The organism is Kitasatospora sp. NPDC056327, from assembly GCF_042261735.1.
Taxonomy (GTDB): Bacteria; Actinomycetota; Actinomycetes; order Streptomycetales; family Streptomycetaceae; genus Kitasatospora.
Map to the genome: position 1 here is coordinate 17148 of NZ_JBHJRC010000015.1, position 17239 is coordinate 34386.

The window sequence follows — 17239 nt, forward strand, 5'->3', positions numbered from 1 at the left end:
ATCCAGTGGTCCAGTCCAATTCCGTGGTATCGGACCGGACGGACGGTACGGAACACCGGTGAGCGGGCCGCGCGGGCCCCGCCGGACTAGAATCCGAACCATGGGAGAGCGCCCGGGCGCGCCCGCCGCGCCGCCCCTGGTCCTCGTCACCGACACGGATTCGCAGCTGATCGACCCGCGCCGGGCGTACCACGTCGGCCGCGACCCGACCAGTGAGGTCGTCCTCGACGATCCCCGGGTCTCCTGGCACCACGCCGTGCTGCGCAGCACCGGCGGCCACTGGTGGCTGGAGGACGTCGGCAGCACCAACGGCACCTTCGACGACGGCCGCCGGGTCGGCACCGAGGAGGTCGGCCCCGGGACCAGGCTGCGGTTCGGCAACCCGGCCGACGGCCCGACCGCCACCTTCGCCGGCCTGCCCGGGGCCGCCCCCGACGAATCCGGGCGGGGCGCCGCCTCCCCCACCGAGCGCCCCTCGCTCGTCGCCCCGGGCGTCTCCGGCACCTTCCGCCGCCCCAGCGCCGTGCTGCGGCTGCCCGGCCCGACCCTGCGGATCGGCCGCTCCCCCGACAACGACCTCGTCCTCGAAGACCTGGTCGTCTCCCGCCACCACGCCGAGCTGCACACCCTGCCCGACGGCGGCCACGAGATCGCCGACCTGGACAGCCACAACGGCACCTACCTCAACGGCAGCCCCGTCCGGCGGGCGCCGGTCGGCCCGGCCGACATCATCGGCATCGGCCACTCCGCGCTGTGCCTGGACGGCGACCGGCTGGTCGAGTACACCGACACCGGCGAGATCTCGCTCAACGTCCAGGGCCTGGTGGTGCGGGTCGGCCCCGACCACCGGGTGCTGCTCGACGACGTCTCCTTCCCGCTCGCAGAGAAGGCCCTGCTCGCGGTCGCCGGCCCCAGCGGCGCCGGCAAGTCCACCCTGCTCAACGCGCTCACCGGGCTGCGCCCCGCCGACGAGGGCACCGTGCTCTACGACGGCCGCGACCTCTACCGCGACTACGCGGAGCTGCGCCGCCGGATCGGCCTCGTCCCGCAGGACGACATCCTGCACACCCAGCTGACCGTCCGCCGCGCCCTGACCTACGCCGCCGAACTACGCTTCCCCGGCGACACCGCCCCGGAGGAACGCGAGGCCCGGGTCTGCGAGGTGATCCACGAACTCGGCCTGGACAGCCGGGCCGACCTGGTCATCTCCAGCCTCTCCGGCGGTCAGCGCAAACGCGTCAGCGTCGCCCTGGAGCTGCTCACCAAGCCCTCGCTGCTCTTCCTCGACGAGCCCACCTCCGGCCTGGACCCGGGCATGGAACGCTCGGTGATGCAGATGCTGCGCAAGCTGGCCGACGACGGCCGCACCGTCGTCGTGGTCACCCACAGCGTGCTCAGCCTGGACGTCTGCGACCGGCTGCTGGTGCTCGCCCCCGGCGGGCGCACCGCCTACTACGGACCGCCCGACGAGGCGCTGCCGTTCTTCGGCTTCACCGAGTGGCCGCAGGCCTTCGAGGCCTTCGGGAACGAGGACCACGAGGCCTGGCAGCACCGCTTCCGGGAGTCCCCGCAGTACGGGCGGTACGTCGCCGCCGAGGCGCTGCCGCCCGCCCGGCCCGTCCCGGCGCCCGCCGGACCGGCCGACGCGATCGGCCCCGAGCAGCCGCAGGGCTGGTTCTCCCAGCTGGGCACCCTGATCCGCCGCTACACGGCGGTCCTCGCCGCCGACAGGCTGTTCCTGACCGTGATGATCGCGCTGCCGTTCCTGATCGGCGTGATGTGCCGGGCGATGGCGGGCAGCCGGCTCTCCCCCGAGAACGCGCTCAACATCCTGCTCACGCTCTGCATCGGCGGTCTGCTCACCGGCTCCGCCAACGCGGTGCGCGAGATCGTCAAGGAACGGCCGATCTACCAGCGCGAACGCGTGGTCGGCCTGTCCCGCTCGGCCTACCTGGTCTCCAAGGTGGTCGTGCTGGGCACCATCACGGTGGCCCAGGCCGCGGTTCTGACGATCGTCGGACTGGCCGGCGTCGACCTCGCCCCCACCCTGCCCACCGGGGTGACGGTGCACAGCGGGGTGCTGATGCCACCGCTGGCCGAGCTGATCGTCGCGGTCGCGCTGCTCTCCTTCTCCGCGATGATGCTCGGCCTGCTGGTGTCCGCGCTGGTCCGCAAGGAGGAGGCGACCATGCCGCTGCTGGTGCTGCTCTCCGTGGTGCAGATCGTGTTCAGCGGCGCCATGCTGAAGCTGTACCGGGTCCCCGGGCTGGAGCAGTTCGCCTGGCTGGTGCCCTCCCGGTGGGGCCTGTCCGCGATGGCCCGCACCGTCGACCTGCACACCGTCCTGCCCAACACCATCACCGCCGACCCGATGTTCCGCCAGGACGCGGCCGGCTGGCTCTTCTCCCTGGCCGTGCTGGTCGGGCTCGCGGTGGTGCTGGCCGTCGCCGTGCTCGCGCTGCTTCGCCGGCAGGAGCCGGCGATCATGCGGAAGTGACCGGGCCGATGGACGAGTTCGGGTTCCGCCCCACCCATGTCGCCCCGCCGGACGGCCTGCCCAGCTGGGCCGCACCGGACCCGGCGCGGCCCACCGCCGCGCTGGACCCGCTGCTGCCGCTGCAACTGGTCGCGCGGACCGGCGACTGGGCCCAGGTGCTCTGCTCCAACGGCTGGACCACCTGGGTGGACGGCCGGCTGCTGCTCGCCCTGCCCGGTGCGCCGCCGACGGCCACCGGCCCGCCGGCCCGGACCGCCGATCCGCGCCCGGCCCTCGCCGACGCGGAGGGCGCGCTGGCCCGCTACCGCTCGCTGCTGGAGGACCTCGCGGCCGGCGGCGCCGACCTGGAGACCTTCCGGGACCGGGCGAGCGGTCTGCGGATCGGTCTGGTGGTCGACGGCGAGCGGCTCTGGGTCTTCGATGCGGTGCACGACCGCTGGTGCTACTGCGACGGCCTCCAGCTGCACACCTACGCGGTCGGCGAGCGGCCGCGTCCGTCCGGCGGGCGGACGCCGGGCGCCGACGAACCCACCCGGCTGGTGGAGCCGTGAACCCGCCGGCCGGGCACTCCGGCGAGGAGCCGGCGCACCGCCCCACCGAACGGGGGCCCGCCCGGCCGGGCGGGCCCGGGGCGGGCGCCGACACCGCCGCGCATCCGGGCCGTGGCGGGCCCGCCGACTCCCCCGCCGGACGCCCGGGCCACGCGGGCACCCCCGGTGCTCCCGGCGCCCCGGGCACCCGCGGGCCCGCCGGGGAGCCCGCCCGCGCCGAGCCGCCGGACCTCGCCGTCGAGCCGCCCAGCCTGCCCGCCGGCCAGGTCGGCCGCCGGGTGGCCGGCTACCGCCTGGAGCAGGAGATCGGCCGCGGCGGCATGGCGGTCGTCTACCGGGCCAAGGACCTCCGGCTCGGCCGCACCGTCGCCGTCAAGCTGCTCGCCCCCGAACTGGCCCGCAACGAGGTGTTCCGCCAACGCTTCATCCACGAGTCGCAGGCCGCCGCCGCGATCGACCACCCGCACATCGTCCCGATCTACGAGGCGGGCGAGGCCGACGGCATCCTGTTCATCGCGATGCGCTACGTCGAGCACGGCGACCTGCGCACCCTGATCAAGCGCAGCGGCCCGTTCCCGGCCGACCGGGCGGCGGGTCTCGCCCTGCAGATGGCCTCCGCCCTGGACGCCGCGCACGACCACGACCTGGTCCACCGGGACGTCAAGCCCGGCAACGTGCTGGTCGCCACCGGCACCGACAGCGAGCACCCCGAGCACCTCTACCTGGCCGACTTCGGCCTCACCAAGAAGTCGCTCTCGCTCAGCGGCCTCACCGGCGTCGGCCAGATCGTGGGGACCCTCGACTACGCCGCCCCCGAGCAGATCTCCGGCCGCCCGCTCGACGGCCGCTGCGACCAGTACGGCCTGGGCTGCGTGGTCTTCGAGATGCTCGCCGGCGCGCCGCCGTTCCGCCGGGAGAGCGACCTCGCCCTGCTCTGGGCCCACCTCAACGACCCGCCGCCCGCCGTGCGCGGGCAGCGGCCCGACCTGCCGCCCGCCGTGGACGCGGTGGTCGCCCGCGCGCTCGCCAAGAACCCCGAGGAGCGGTTCGCCGGCTGTCTGCAGTTCGTCGCCGAACTCCGCGCCGCCGCCGTGGGCCCCGGCGACCGGCCGCCGGGCGGGCAGTGGGCCACGGCCGGTCCGGCCACCGCGGTGGTGCCCGCCGCCGGAGGCCCCTACGACGCCCCGGTCGTCCCCGATCCCCCCGGCTGGGCCCTCCCGGTCGTCCGGCCCACCGTCCGCCCGACCGTGCGCCGGGACTCGCGGTGAACGGCGTCAGCCAGGTCTTCGCCCTGATCACCGCCGGTGTCCACCTGGTGCTGTGGCCGCTGGAGAGCTTCCTCTTCGGCCACCCACGGGTCCGCCGGCTGCTGACCCGGTCCACGGCCGACACGCCGGGGCTGCGGCTCTGGCGGGTCAACACCGGTTTCTACAACCTCTTCCTCGCGCTCGGCCTGCTGGCCGGCCTGGTGGCGCTGCACCGCGACGAGCCGGTGGTCGGCCGGACCCTGATCACCTACCTGAGCGCCTTCCTGGTCGCCGCCGGCCTCACCCTCCTCGCCTCCGCACCCCGCCTGTGGCGCGGCGCCCTCGGCCAGGCCGTCCCGCCGGCGGTCGTCCTGCTGGCGGAACTCCTGGCCTGAGCCCCCCGCGCTTCCACCCCCGGCGCCGGCGCACGTCGAGGGCCGGGAAGCCGCCCACCGGCGCCCGCGCGGTCCGGGGCGCCGCACCCGGCGGCCGCGGCCGGCCAGGACCCCGGCGGCCCGGCCCCTGAGCGCCCACCCGCCGACCGCCGAGGCCCCGGCCGCCGACACCCCGCGGAGCACCGGGCGCGGCTACCCGGGGCCGGCCCGACGGGGCGCCAGGGCGGCGACGAGGGCGCCCAGGCCGCCGGCGAGCACGCCCCAGCCGGCGGCCAGCGGCACCAGGGTCCACAGCCGGGGGTCCAGGGTCAGCGTCCCCCCGGTGAGCGCGGCCGCGGGACCGATCGGGCCGACGGCCGGGCCGAGGACCGCGCCCAGCAGGTCCCCCAGGCCGCCCTCGCCGAGGCCGACCCCGAGCACCGAGAGGCCGTAGTCGGCGGAGACCCTGGTCCAGACGCCGACCAGCAGCAGGGTGACGGCCGCCGCCGCCCCCAGTCGCACGGCGTGCCGCCACACCCGCACCCCGCGCGGCGACCGGCGGGCGGCGAACACCCCGGCCCCGAGCATCAGGACGGCGGCCAGCGGCAGCAGCCACCAGGCCCGGGCGTCCTGCTCGGCGAGGGTCCCAAGGCTCACCGTGCCGTCGCCGCCCTCGTCGGTGCGCAGCACCGCGGCCAGCGGCTCGGGCACCGGCAGCCCGATCGCCCCGACGAGGTGGCCCTGCCACTGCCCGCCGAGTCCGACCCCGTAGGCCTGCCAGACGAGGTTGGGCAGGGCGAGCAGCGCGACGGCGGCGGTCTCCCTGGCGTTGCCGTGGACGGCGGCGGTGCCGACCGCCGCCGCGACCCCCAGCAGCACGTACCCGAGCAGGACCAGCAGCATCGCGAACCCGGCCGGGCGGACCGCCTGCTGGAAGCGCACCAGGGAGCGCGGCAGCGGCGCCCGGCGGGAGACGGCGAAGGTCGCGGCGAGCACCACCAGCAGCCAGAGCAGCCCGAGTCCGACGGTGCTCGCGGGCTGCGCGCGGAAGCCCACCTCGGGGGCCAGCCCGAGGGCCCCGCCGAGTTCCTCGGCGAGTCCGCCGCCGAGCGGCACCGTGAAGTCGTGCCGGGCGGCGGCGCAGAGCAGGACGAGCGCGACCAGCCAGACCACCGCCGTGCGGACCGTGCGGCCGAGCAGTTCGCGGCCGCCCGCCACCGCGCGGAAGCGCAGCTGGCGCAGGAACACCTCGGCCACGGTCAGGGCGCCGACCAGGCCGACGGAGAGCGGCATCGCGGTGATGCCGGCGTCGGCCGAGGCGAAGAAGCCCGCGCCGCCGTCGAGTTCGACCGTTCCGCCGACCGCGAGGGCGAGCGTGGCGGCGAGCACGTAGGGGAAGCCGCCGCCGGGCAGCGCGTCGGCGCCGGCCGCCCAGAGGCCGAGCGCGGCCACCGCCGCCATCGCGGCGAGGCCGGCGAGGACGACCGCCAGCGCGTCCAGCCAGCCGCGGAGGGCGCCGGGCGGTCCGGCCCCCGGGCGGCTCGGACGGGCCTTCTGCTCCATGCGGCCTCCCTGTCGGGCTCGGGTCGTTCCCTCGCGCGTCCGGTTCCGGCCCCGCGCCTGGCACCAGCGTGACCCAGGAGCGGCCGGTCCGCCCGGGCGGGACCGCCCGGCGGCCGGGCGGACCCGGCCGGGGTGACGCAGCGTGCTGCTGTTGCGACGGACGGGGATCGGGGGCAGAAATGGATGCCAGTGGCAGGAGCCTCCTGCGCCGGCCGCTCGGACCGGCCGTCTGCGAAACGGAGCCCTCGATGAGTTCCCAACCGCCTTCCTCCGGGCCGCCGCTCGGACCTCCCTCCGGGCCGCCGTCCGGGCCGCTCTCCGGTCCGCCGACGGGCGGCGGGCGGTCCGGACCGCCCGGACCTCCCGGACCGCCGTCCGGACCGCCGTCCGGTGGCGGGGCCCCCGGGCCGGGCGGGCCCCCGGGGGGGCGCCCGAAGCCGTGGTGGCGCTCCGGCCCGAAGGCCGCGGCGGTGGGCGGCGCGGTCGCACTGGCCGTGGTGGCGACGGTGCTGATCGTCAACAGCGGCGGCGGCGGGAACGACGACACCGTGCCCACCGCGAACGAGGTCGCGCTGCAGAGCCCGCAGGACCCGGGCCCGGCGCCGTTCACCCAGACGGTGGAAACCCAGGCGGTGCAGGCTCCGGCCCCCGCCTCGGCCCCCGCGCAGCCCACCGCCACCCGGACGGACGGCGCCACGGCCGGCGGGACGGCGACCGCGACGCTCCACAGCGTCGAGGGGACGTCGGCGGGCCTCTACGGCGGCACGATGAACCGGCCGAGCTGCGACGTGGAACGGCTGATCCCGATGACCTCGACCGGTGACACCGGCCGGGCCTGGGCCTCGGCGCAGGGGATCGAGCAGTCCGCCGTCCCCGGTTACCTGCGGTCGCTGACCTCGGCCTACCTGCGGGTGGACACCCGGGTCACCAACCACAGCTACAAGGGCGGGGCGGCCGTGGCCTACCAGTCCGTCCTCCAGGCCGGCACGGCGGTGCTGGTGGACGCCCAGGGCGTGCCGCGGGTGCGGTGCAGCTGCGGCAACCCGCTGAAGCCGCCCACCCTGGTGTCCGACGCCAAGTACACCGGCAAGGCCTGGAGCGGCTTCCAGCCCACCACGCTGGTGGTCGTGGTCGCCGCACCGCGGCCGGTGACCGAGATCGTGCTGGTGAACATCGTGACCGGCGGCTGGTTCACCCGGGTGACGGGGCAGATCGAGGTCGTCGACAAGCCCGCACCGGAACCGCGCGGCCCGCTGGCGCCCGGGGTCCCGCCGCCCTCCGTCTGGCACCCGGCGACGCCGTCGGGCACCGTCCCGGGCAGCACCTCGGCCTCGGCCTCCACCTCGGCCCCGTCCTCCGGCGGCTCGTCGACCCCGGGTTCGCCGTCCGGCTCGACCTCCGGCTCCACCGGCCCGTCCAGCGGATCGGCGACGGCCTCCACCTCGGGGGCCACCTCCTCGGCGGCCACCCCCTCGTCCGCGACCGCCTCGTCCGCGGCTCCGACGAGCAGCTCCGCCGTGCCGACCGCCACGGCGTCGACCACCACCGCGAAGCCGACGGTGACCAGCACCCCCGCCGCCACCACGACGACGCCGAAACCGGAGGGGACGACCACCGGGACGACCAGTGCGGCCGGCACCGGCACGACAGCGTCCAACAGCTCGGCCGAACTGACCGCGACGGCCACCGGAACCACCGGCTGAACCGGCCGGAGGCCCGCCCCGGCACCCCGGCGCCGGGGCGGGTGTGACACGACGACACGGAGGTGAATCCTGCGACCCCCTGAGCATTCGACAGTCCTCGAACGGCCTTGACCTGTGAGGCGATCAGGACTTTGGCTGAGTAGGGCCGCGGACCCGCGGCCACCGGACAGCTGGAGGAATCATGCTCCGCTCTCGATTCAAGCGCTCCGCGCTCGGCACGGCCGGCGCGCTCACCGCCCTGCTGGCGGCCTTCGCCGGCACCACCGGCCCGGCCCAGGCCGCGCCCGCGGCGGCCACCGTCACCACCGCGGCCGGACAGACGCTGGTCGCGCCGTCGGCGCCGTCGCTCCAGGACCGGGCGCGGCTCGCCGCCGTCTCGCCGACGGTCTCCCCGGCCGCGCGGTTCGGCCACGTCCCCGCCGACAGCGACTACCAGTGCGCCCAGGGCAACCTCTGTGCCCTGGTCTGGGACCCGACGGCCGGTGACTACAAGATCTTCTACCTCTACAACTGCGCCCGGTACAGCCTGAGCGGCTGGAACGGCCAGGGGTTCTACGCCGACAACCAGACCGGCGGCGTGCGGTCGTACTTCTACGGCTCGAACGGCGGCGTGCTGAAGTCGTTCACGCCCGACGGCGGCGCCAACCACACCCAGGACTGGACGCCCGTCTACGCCATCCGCAACTGCTGACACCCTCCGGCCGCACGGCCGCCGCGCCCCGTCCGCCGCTCCGGCGGGCGGGGCGCGCGCACGCGCTCAGGGCAGCAGCACCTCGGTGTCGTCCGGCCCGAGCACCCGCCCGTCGGCCGAGCGGACCTCCACCCGGGCGACCGGCGCGCCGCCGGCCCGCTCGACCAGCCGGGCGCGCGGCTCGTCGTCGGTGAAGAAGTACCGCTCGCCCCACTGGCGCAGCGCGGTGACGACGGGGAACAGCGCGCGCCCCTTCTCGGTGAGCACGTACTCCTGGTAGGGGCTGCCGTCGGCGGCCGGGGCGAGTTCGAAGACCCCGTTGGCGACCAGGTTGGCGAGCCGGGCGGAGAGGATGTTCTTCGCCAGCCCGAGGTTCTTCTGGAACTGCCCGAAGCGGCGCAGGCCGTCGAAGGCGTCCCGGACGATGAGCAGCGTCCAGCCGTCGCCGAGGACGTCCAGCGGCCGGGCGACCGGGCAGGACGCCTCCTCGTGCGAGGTGCGTTTCGGCACGTTCCGGCTCCTCTCACCCGCGCTCCGGCGGTCCCGCGGTCCGGTGACCCGGTGATCCCGCGGTCCCGCGGGCGCGGGTTTCACCCTGCAACCCTAGCGCGCGGCCACCCTCAACTTGCGGTTGCTTTATGAAACCACACTGTGCGAGGGTCATGCGGTAGCACTTTGCAACCGCACCCGTCGAAGGAGCCCTCGTGCCCGCTCCCGTGGTTCCGCCCGATCCCGCCGCCGCGCCCCCGTCCGGTTCCGCCGCCGTCCACCGCCCGAAGGCCCCCGGACCGCCCGTCACCGCGCGCCGCCTCTCCCCCGCGATCGCCTGGCTGCTCTCCGTCGCGAGCGGACTCGCCGTCGCCAACGTCTACTACGCCCAGCCGCTGCTCGACCTCGTCGCCGACGACCTCGGCATCGCCCGCGCCACGGTCGGCCTGGTCGGCACCCTCACCCAGGCCGGGTACGCGGCCGGCCTGGTGCTGCTCGTCCCGCTCGGCGACCACCTCGACCGGCGGCGGCTGATCACCGCCCAGCTCGGCCTCTCCGTCGTGGCGCTCGCCGCCGTGGCCGTCGCCCCCTCGGCGCCGCTGATGCTGCTCGCCATGGCGGCGGTCGGTGTGCTCGCCGTGGTCGCCCAGGTGATGGTCGCCCACGCGGCCTCGCTCGCCGGCCCCGCCGACCGGGGCCGGGTCGTCGGCACCGTCACCAGCGGCATCGTGGTGGGCATCCTGCTCGCCCGGACCGTCGCGGGCACCATCGGCGACCTCGCCGGCTGGCGCGCCGTCTACGTCGTCTCCGCCGTCGCCACCGGCGCGGCGGCCGTCGTCCTGGCCACCGCCCTCCCCGCCGAACGGCACCACCGCGGACCGGGCGGCCGGGAGCGGATCCACTACCCGCGACTCGTCGGCTCGGTCTTCACGCTGTTCGCCCGGGAGCCCGTGCTCCGGGTCCGCGCCACCCTGGCGCTGCTGGTGTTCACCGCCGTCACCGTCCTGCTCACCCCGATGGTGCTGCCGCTCGCCGCCCCGCCGTTCGCCCTCAGCCACACCGAGATCGGGCTCTTCGGCCTGGCCGGCGCCGCCGGCGCGCTGGGCGCCGGACACGCCGGCCGGCAGGCCGACCGGGGGCGGGCCGGGCGCACCCTGGCGATCGGGCTCACCGCGATGCTCGTCTCCTGGCCGATGGCCGCCCTGCTGCCGCACTCGGTGTGGTGGCTGGTGGTGGCCATGGTGGTGATCGACTACGGCCTGCAGTCCGTGCACGTGGTCAACCAGCACCTGCTCTACCAGGTCCGCCCGGAGGCCCGGAGCCGGCTGACCGCCGGGTACATGCTGTTCTACTCGGTCGGCTGCGGGGCGGGCGCGATCCTCTCCACCGTGGTGTACGAGCACGCCGGCTGGACGGCGGTCTGCGTGCTGGGCGGCGGGGTCAGCCTGCTCGCGCTCGCCTTCTGGTGGGCCGCCGAACTCCGCCGGCCCACCGGAGGCGGCGTCAGCCGGTGACGGTCGGCTCCGCGGCCGCCGCGCGGTGGCCGGTGTCCCGCACCGGGTGCTCCGCCACCGACACCGCGGGCAGCCCCTCCCCGTGCGGCACGCGGTCGACCCGGATCAGCGGCCACCGCCCGGAGCAGCGACTGCCGGACTCCGGCCAGGTCGGCGCGGGCCCCGCCCCGGCTCCGCGCGGGTGTCCGTGCGACCGGTGCCGGGCGGTGTGCGCACCGGCGCGCGGTCGGGCGTCGGGTCGGAGTCCCCCGGCAGGAAGGCGTTGCGGGTGGCGCCGGCCGACGCCGCCCGCGACCTGTCGAAGTCCTCCGACCGGCGGCCGGCCTCACCCGGCGGGCAGGAGGTGAACACGGCCGTCGACCGGACGGTTCGGCCCCCGACCGGTGCCTCGGCCGCCACCCGGTCGCGGGCCGTCTCCGGGGCCGAACCGTCCGGCGCGTTCCGCGGCGGCGGCCGGGAGTGGATCGCGGTGCGCCGACCCGGCTGCCACTCCCGGCGGGCCGGGACCGCGGCGGCCGCCCCCGGCCCGGGCCCCTCCGGCCCGGGCCCGTCCACCCACGGCCCGCGCACCGGCCCCCGCACGGACCGCCGCCCGGCCGGACCGCCGGACACCGGGGCCACCGCGCCCCCGGCCGCTTCCGGAGCCGACCGTCGGCGGATCGGGCCTCAGTCCACGCAGGGGATGCCGCCGGCCTTGACCGCGGGGCCCTGCATGGGGAGGTCCGGGGCCGGGTCGGCGCCGGGCGCGGTGGTGCCGGTGGGGCCGGACGAGGGGCCGGCGGTGGCGGTCCGGACGGTGCCGAGGGTCACCGCGACGTGGCCCGGCGCGACGGCGCCGGCCGCGCCGGCGGTGGCGGTGACGCCGTACCGGGCGGCGAGCTGTTCGGCCTCCGCCTTCGCGCCCGTGCCGTAGACGACCGTGGTCGCCCTCGCCCGCCCCGTGGCCGCCGCGCCGCCCACCCGGCCCGCCGGGTGGCCGAGTTCGGCGAGCGCCTTGGACTCCGCGGCCGCCGTCTCCGTGTCCGGCCCCCGGACGTCCACGGTGGCGCGCGCCTTCGTCGCACCGGCCACGGGCGTCTCCCCCGCCGTCCCCGCCGTCCCCGCCGGCGCGGGCGTCTCGGGCACCGCCGCCGGCGCGGACTCGTGTCCGAACAGCTGCTTGACGATGCGCCTGATCCGGTCCGGGTCGACCGTGTTGACCTCCTGGCCGCCGATGTTCCTGAACCCGGTGATCGGCAGGGTGTTGAACTCGACGTTGCCACCCGTCAGGTTGGGTGCCTGCTGCGCGAAGTCCAGCACGTTCCAGCGGTCGTCGATGACCACGTCCTTCTTCACCGCGTCGAACAGCCGCTGGAGCCGGCCGAGGTCACCGACCACGCCCTGCTGCTTGAGCTTGTGGACGACGGAGGAGATGAAGGCCTGCTGCCGGTGGGTCCGGTCGAGGTCGCCGTTCTTCAGGTGGTGCCGCTGGCGGACGAACGACAGCGCCTGCCGGGCGTCCAGCGAGCTGACGCCCGCGGGGAGCCTGAGCCCGGTGCCGCCGCCCTCGTGGGCGGCCGTCCGGGCCACGATGGGGTCGTCGACCGGATTGTTGAGGCAGACCTCGACCGGTTCGACGGCCTTGGCGATGTCGTAGAAGCCGATCAGGTTGACCTCGGCGAAGTGGTCGATCGGTACGCCGAGGAACGCCTGCACGGTCCGGATGGTCGCCACCCGGCCGGCCTCCCGGCTCTGTCGCTCCAGTTCCGCCTTCGACAGGCCCTTGCCGCCCAGCTTCTGCTCGGCGGCCTCCTTGGCGATCCCGTAGGCCTCCTTGATCTTGTGCATCCGGCCGTCCGCCCCGACGGTCTGCACGTAGTCGTCGCGCGGAACGGACAGGGCCGTCACCTTGCCGCCGTCCGCCGGTATGTGCAGGACGATCAGCGCGTTGGTGTTGTAGCCGCCGATCTCGCTGGAGCCCGCGTGGAGCTCCTCCTCGACGAACTCCTTCGGCAGGTCGTTGCCGTCCATGTCCTTGCGGCTGTCGAGGCCGATCAGCAGCAGGTTGACGGACTTGTCGAGGTGCGGCGGCGCGTCCGCCCGGGCCTCGGCGAGCGCGGACGACTTCACCAGCCCGCCGTCCAGCTGCCGGTACTCGTACCAGACGAAGCCGCTCGCGCCCAGGACGGCGACGGAGACGGTTCCGGCGAGGGCGCGGCCGAGGACGTTCAGCGGCCGGGTGCGGGGCTCAGCCACGACGGCTCCTCCGGTGCGGGGTCGGGACGGGGGGCGGGGTCCGGGTGGCACCGGGGTCCGGGGGCGGGCCGGCGACCGGGGGCCCGGCCACGGCCCGGCGACGGGCGGCACGCCGGTCGAGGAGCACGCGCGCGAGGACCACCAGCAGCGCGGCCGCCACCGCCGCCGCCATCACCGGGAACGCGCCGACCACCCAGCGCAGCGCCTCGGAGCCGAGCGCCCCGCCCCGGAGGGCGTCGCGGCCGGCGAGCCAGGCGGTACCCGCCCTGGCCGCCAGGACGACGGGCGGTGCGGCGACGACGACCCACCAGCGTCCGGCGGGGCCGCAGAGCACCGCGGCGGCGGCGGTACCCAGCACCGCGCCGGCGGCGAACAGCGGACCGCCGCCGTTCCCGGTCAGTTCGGCGGCCACCGCACCGGCCGCCGGCAGCCCGGCCGAGGCCGCCAGGACCGGCAGGGCGCCGCCGGGCCGCCGGGCCCCGGCCGCACGGCGCGCGGCCGCACGGCGCGGCGCGGGGACGGTGCCCGCCGCCCCGGACCGGGGCGGCGGGGGCGGGGGGCGCCTTCGCGTCTCCCGCTCCGGGGTTCCCGCTCGTCGCCCGACCATGCCCCACACCCCTCTCGCCGTGCCGCTCCGCAAACTTCTACAATGCTGTAGAACAAGCCTGGAGCATACAAACCCGCCCCCGCAAAGTCATCCGCGGACCGCCCGGCCGGGCGTCGGACGGAGTTTCCCGCCAGGGAAAGCGCAGGTCAGCGGCGGCTAGGATGATCACGAACCGCGCCGCACGAACAGAAGGACCATCATGTTCGAGAACCTCAAGAACCTCGCCGACAAGGCCACCGACCTCGCCCGCGAGCACAGCGGCGCCATCACCCAGGGCCTGGACAAGGTCGCCGACGTCATCGACGACAAGACCGACGGCAAGTACAGCGACCGGATCGACACCGCCGCGGACAAGGCGAAGGGCTTCATCAACGGCCTCGACTCGTCCAAGTAGTCACCGGGCGGCCGCACCGGCCCCGGTGGCCCGGGTCCCCGGGCCACCGGCGACCCGTCAGACGGCGGCGGTCAGCCGGGCCTCCCACCGGGCCCGCCAGGCGAGCGCGTCCCCGACGCCCTCGGCGATCGTGCGGCGCGCCGCCCAGCCGAGCAGCTCGCGCGCGGCCGTCACGTCGCTGTAGCAGCCGAGGACGTCCCCGGGCCGCGCCTCGGCCTCGCGGACGTCCAGCCGCGCGCCGACCGCCTGCTCGAAGGCGGCGACCAGTTCGCGGACGGTGGTGCCGTCGCCGGTGCCGATGTTGACGACCCGGTAGCGCTCCCCGGCCTCGGGCCCGGTCACCTCGTCGAACCGGAGCAGCGCGGCGACGTGCGCCTCCGCGACGTCCTGGACGTGGATGTAGTCCCGGATGCCCGAGCCGTCCCTGGTCTCCCAGTCCACCCCGGTGATGGTGAACGGGGTGCCGTTCAGGTGCGCCTCGATCAGCTTGCCCAGCGCATGGGTCGGCCGGAGGTCCTGCAGCCCCGTGCGCATGCGCGGATCGGCGCCGATCGGGTTGAAGTACCGCAGCGCGATCACCCTCGCCCCGTCGGCCCCGGCGCCGCGCGTCCAGTCCTGGAGCACCTGCTCCATCATCTGCTTGGTGCGCGCGTACGGGCTGCCGGCCTCGACCGGGCAGGACTCGTCGACGCGGCCGGTCGGGGTGGGCCGGTAGATCGAGGCGGAGCTGCTGAAGACCACCCGGGTGCAGCCGTTGCGCTGCAGGGACTCCAGCAGGTCGACGGTCTTGCCGACGTTCTCCCGGTAGTAGAACAGCGGCCGGGACACCGACTCGGGGACGACGATCCGGGCGGCGCAGTGCAGGGTCGCCCCGATGTCGGGGTGCTCGGCGAAGATCCGGTCGACCAGCCCGGCGTCGGCGATGTCGCCCCGGTAGAACACCCGGCCCTCGACGAACTCGGCCCGGCCCCTGGAGAGGTCGTCCAGGACGACCGGGGTGATGCCCGCGTCCAGCAGCGCGGACGCCACGGTGCTTCCGATGTAACCCGCTCCGCCGGTGATCAGTACCTTTCGCACGCTGTTGCCGCTCCCTGCCCTCGGACGGGCACCCGGTGGCGCCCGCTGTCGGGGTGGAGACGGCCCGTTCGGACCCGATGGTTCCCGGGCGAGGGCGGTGCTGCCCGTCCGGGAACCGCCGGGTGCAACCGGGGACGGCCGGACGCGGGCGGACGGGTGGTCGGACGGGTGGAGGGGCGGTCGGACGGACGGGCGCGAGCGGGACCGGGGGCGACCGCGGCACCCCGGGCGGCAGAACCCCTTGTCGAAGTCCGTGCGGAGGATCGGCCACGACCGGCGGCCGGGCGACCCGACGAGCCGTCGCGCGAGGGGGTGTGCAATCGGCGCACGCCCGGGATGCACGCCGGGCGTGCGCGCCATCAGGGGGCGCGCGTCGAACGGTGCGTCCACGGAGTGTGGAGCGGTGGGGGAGCGCGCAGCGGATGACGGGGTCGCGCAGGAGGACGGGCACTGCGCGCACGGCGCTGCCGGGGAGCGCACTCGGGGGATGTACGCGCCCCGGCAGAGGGTGGTGGCGGCCACCGCACCGGTGGTCCAGGGGGCCGGACTCCGGTTGCCGTGACCGGAATGCTAGACCTGCGCGAAGGCCGTGACCAGAGCTCTGACCAGGCAATTTCCCGTCCAGGACATGCCAGTTGAGCCCTCGGGTCGCACCGCCGGGCCGGCCCTTGAACACCTCCCGGCGAGTCCCCCGCCGGGCCGTTGGCCGACGTACGGGTGTCGGCCCGGCAAACCGGAGACAGCCGGGCGGGCGGGTGCCGCCGGTTCCCGGCCGACCCCGGCGCACTCCTCACGCGCCTCCCAGCATCCGCACGCCCCCTGGCGCAGGTTTGCGCGGGCCGGTCCGATCCGGCCGGATCCGGCCGGTCCGCTTCCCGCTCAGGCCGCGACGTCGAGCCGCTGGACGGCGAGCCGGGGCACGCCCTGCCGGTGCAGGCCGGCCAGACCGGCGGCCAGCCGCCGCGGGTCGCCGGTCAGCCAGAACCGGAGCGCGGCGGACAGCGCCGCGCTCGCCGGACCGATCCGCAGCCCGCTGACGGCCGCGATCCGCTCGCCGACCAGCGGGAGCAGGTCGGCGACCGGCGCCGGCAGCCAGAGCGTCAGCGCGCAGGGGGCGGGCCCGGTCAGCACCCGCAGCAGTCGCGACAGCCCGGCGTCCACCGGGACGACGGCCCGCCCGCCCGGCCCGTCGTGCCTGGTCGGCAAGGGTGCGGCCGCCGGTGCGGGCCCGGCCAGCGGGGACGGTCCGGCCGGGGGCGCCGCGGCGGCGGACCGGGCCGGCAGGACGTGCAGCCGGGGAACGACGTCGAGCAGGCCGTCCACCACCACGTCCGACACGTCGGTGCCGTGGCCGCGCGCGAGTTCGCGCAGCAGGGCCCGCTCGGCGGCCGTGATCCTGACGGTCAGCATGACTTCTTCGCAGTCCATGGTCCCAGTTCCCGTCCAGAGCGTGAGGAGTGTGCTCGTCCGTCGTCGGTCGTGTACCGGTCAGCCCTTGCCGATCACTACCTGCCCGTCAACGGGGTTCCGCTACCGGCGTGATCAAGCCATAGTGACCGTCGTAGCGGCGGTAGAGGACCCGGCCGCGGCCGTCGCCGGGATCGGTGTGGAAGACGAACGGCCAGCAGGTGAGCCAGAGTTGCCGGGCCGCCTCGGACGGCTCCAGCCGGGGCGCCGGGTGCGGGCTCTCGGCGATCGGCAGCCCCGAGCCGCCGAGCCGGACGGCGGAGTGCGCGCGCACGAGCCGGAAACCGCCGTGCGCGGGCCTACGGTGGACCAGGCCGTCCTGGCCGGTCAGCGCGTCCGAGAAGAGGTGGAACCGATAGTCCAGCGCCAGCATCTCGCGGACCGCCTGCTCCGGCGTGCGCCGGGCGAGTCGCACCGACTTCCGCCGGACGACCCTGCGTTCGGCGAGCGGACGCGGTGCATACTGGGGGCGGTAGGAGCTCTCGAAAGCCGTCGCGAGCCCTATCCCGCCCAGCTCGCGCAGGCGCGCGGCGCGCCCGGCGAGCGTGCCGAGCGCCAGGTCGACCGCCTCGCGCGCGGTCACGGCGGCCAGTTCCACCCGCACCGGGCCCGTACCGTCGAGCTCCACCGAGGCCTGGGCGACGGCGGGCCTGGTCACCGACCGGTCGCGCGGCCGGGTGAGCCGCAGCCGGGCGGCGTGCGCGTCCGGTCCGAGGTGCGAGATCAGCGCCAGCGACCGGTCCCGGGCGTACTCGGCGTCCTCACGGGGCAGTTCGCCCCGGATCTCCACCCGGACGTCGAGCGCGGGCCGGTTTCGCAGACGGGTCATC

15 protein-coding genes are annotated in these 17239 nt (G+C 76.1%); 8 read left to right on the top strand and 7 right to left on the bottom strand.

Features of this window, described 5'->3' with window-relative positions; all coding sequences use genetic code 11:
• Positions 1-100 precede the first annotated feature (100 nt).
• The 4 genes from ACFCX4_RS04170 (at position 101) to ACFCX4_RS04185 (ending at position 4690) form a co-directional block, all read left to right on the top strand.
• Positions 101-2497: an FHA domain-containing protein gene (locus tag ACFCX4_RS04170; protein WP_376138784.1), complete on the top strand. Its 2397-nt coding sequence runs from the start codon at positions 101-103 to the stop codon at positions 2495-2497.
• The gene (locus tag ACFCX4_RS04175; protein ID WP_376138786.1) at positions 2494-3048 is read left to right on the top strand and encodes a hypothetical protein; all 555 of its coding nucleotides are present in this window, start codon (positions 2494-2496) and stop codon (positions 3046-3048) included. The genes ACFCX4_RS04170 and ACFCX4_RS04175 overlap by 4 nt, the downstream gene beginning before the upstream one ends.
• A gap of 251 nt (positions 3049-3299) precedes the next feature.
• Positions 3300-4316, top strand: a complete 1017-nt coding sequence (locus tag ACFCX4_RS04180; RefSeq protein WP_376138846.1) for a serine/threonine-protein kinase — start codon at positions 3300-3302, stop codon at positions 4314-4316.
• Positions 4313-4690: a DUF1304 family protein gene (locus ACFCX4_RS04185; RefSeq protein WP_376138787.1), complete on the top strand. Its 378-nt coding sequence runs from the start codon at positions 4313-4315 to the stop codon at positions 4688-4690. Before ACFCX4_RS04180 ends, ACFCX4_RS04185 begins: the two co-directional genes overlap by 4 nt.
• Positions 4691-4882: 192 nt before the next feature.
• Here ACFCX4_RS04185 and ACFCX4_RS04190 read toward each other — a convergent pair whose 3' ends face one another.
• Positions 4883-6232 carry a streptophobe family protein gene (locus ACFCX4_RS04190; protein WP_376138789.1) on the bottom strand — a complete coding sequence of 450 codons (1350 nt, stop codon included), beginning with the start codon at positions 6230-6232 and terminating at the stop codon, positions 4883-4885.
• A gap of 470 nt (positions 6233-6702) precedes the next feature.
• On the opposite strand from ACFCX4_RS04190, the gene ACFCX4_RS04195 reads away from it, so the two are divergent.
• Positions 6703-7935: a DUF6777 domain-containing protein gene (locus ACFCX4_RS04195; protein ID WP_376138791.1), complete on the top strand. Its 1233-nt coding sequence runs from the start codon at positions 6703-6705 to the stop codon at positions 7933-7935.
• A gap of 181 nt (positions 7936-8116) precedes the next feature.
• Positions 8117-8626, top strand: coding sequence for a hypothetical protein (locus ACFCX4_RS04200; protein ID WP_376138792.1), 510 nt, complete (start codon positions 8117-8119; stop codon positions 8624-8626).
• A 66-nt stretch (positions 8627-8692) separates the two neighbouring features.
• Here ACFCX4_RS04200 and ACFCX4_RS04205 read toward each other — a convergent pair whose 3' ends face one another.
• On the bottom strand, positions 8693-9136 hold the full coding sequence (locus ACFCX4_RS04205) for a winged helix-turn-helix transcriptional regulator (protein ID WP_376138793.1): 444 nt from the start codon (positions 9134-9136) through the stop codon (positions 8693-8695).
• A gap of 194 nt (positions 9137-9330) precedes the next feature.
• Between ACFCX4_RS04205 and ACFCX4_RS04210 the strand changes: the two genes are divergently transcribed.
• The gene (locus ACFCX4_RS04210) at positions 9331-10629 is read left to right on the top strand and encodes an MFS transporter (protein WP_376138795.1); all 1299 of its coding nucleotides are present in this window, start codon (positions 9331-9333) and stop codon (positions 10627-10629) included.
• Between the two features lie 666 nt (positions 10630-11295).
• On the opposite strand, the gene ACFCX4_RS04215 is transcribed toward ACFCX4_RS04210, so the two are convergent.
• Positions 11296-12864 carry an LCP family protein gene (locus ACFCX4_RS04215; RefSeq protein WP_376138796.1) on the bottom strand — a complete coding sequence of 523 codons (1569 nt, stop codon included), beginning with the start codon at positions 12862-12864 and terminating at the stop codon, positions 11296-11298.
• Entirely contained in the window at positions 12857-13471 is a 615-nt protein-coding gene (locus ACFCX4_RS04220) for a DUF6542 domain-containing protein (protein WP_376138798.1), read from the bottom strand. The genes ACFCX4_RS04215 and ACFCX4_RS04220 overlap by 8 nt, the downstream gene beginning before the upstream one ends.
• 199 nt (positions 13472-13670) lie before the next feature.
• Between ACFCX4_RS04220 and ACFCX4_RS04225 the strand changes: the two genes are divergently transcribed.
• Complete coding sequence (locus tag ACFCX4_RS04225) at positions 13671-13865, top strand: antitoxin (protein ID WP_376138800.1); 195 nt, start codon at positions 13671-13673, stop codon at positions 13863-13865.
• Between the two features lie 57 nt (positions 13866-13922).
• On the opposite strand, the gene galE is transcribed toward ACFCX4_RS04225, so the two are convergent.
• The 3 genes from galE to ACFCX4_RS04240 form a co-directional block, all read right to left on the bottom strand.
• Positions 13923-14942 (bottom strand): UDP-glucose 4-epimerase GalE, encoded by a 1020-nt coding sequence (gene galE / locus ACFCX4_RS04230; protein WP_376138802.1) that lies wholly within the window; start codon positions 14940-14942, stop codon positions 13923-13925.
• Between the two features lie 879 nt (positions 14943-15821).
• Positions 15822-16370, bottom strand: coding sequence for a hypothetical protein (locus ACFCX4_RS04235; protein ID WP_376138804.1), 549 nt, complete (start codon positions 16368-16370; stop codon positions 15822-15824).
• 88 nt (positions 16371-16458) lie between these two features.
• Positions 16459-17238, bottom strand: a complete 780-nt coding sequence (locus tag ACFCX4_RS04240) for a sigma 54 modulation/S30EA ribosomal C-terminal domain-containing protein (RefSeq protein ID WP_376138806.1) — start codon at positions 17236-17238, stop codon at positions 16459-16461.
• Position 17239 lies beyond the last annotated feature (1 nt).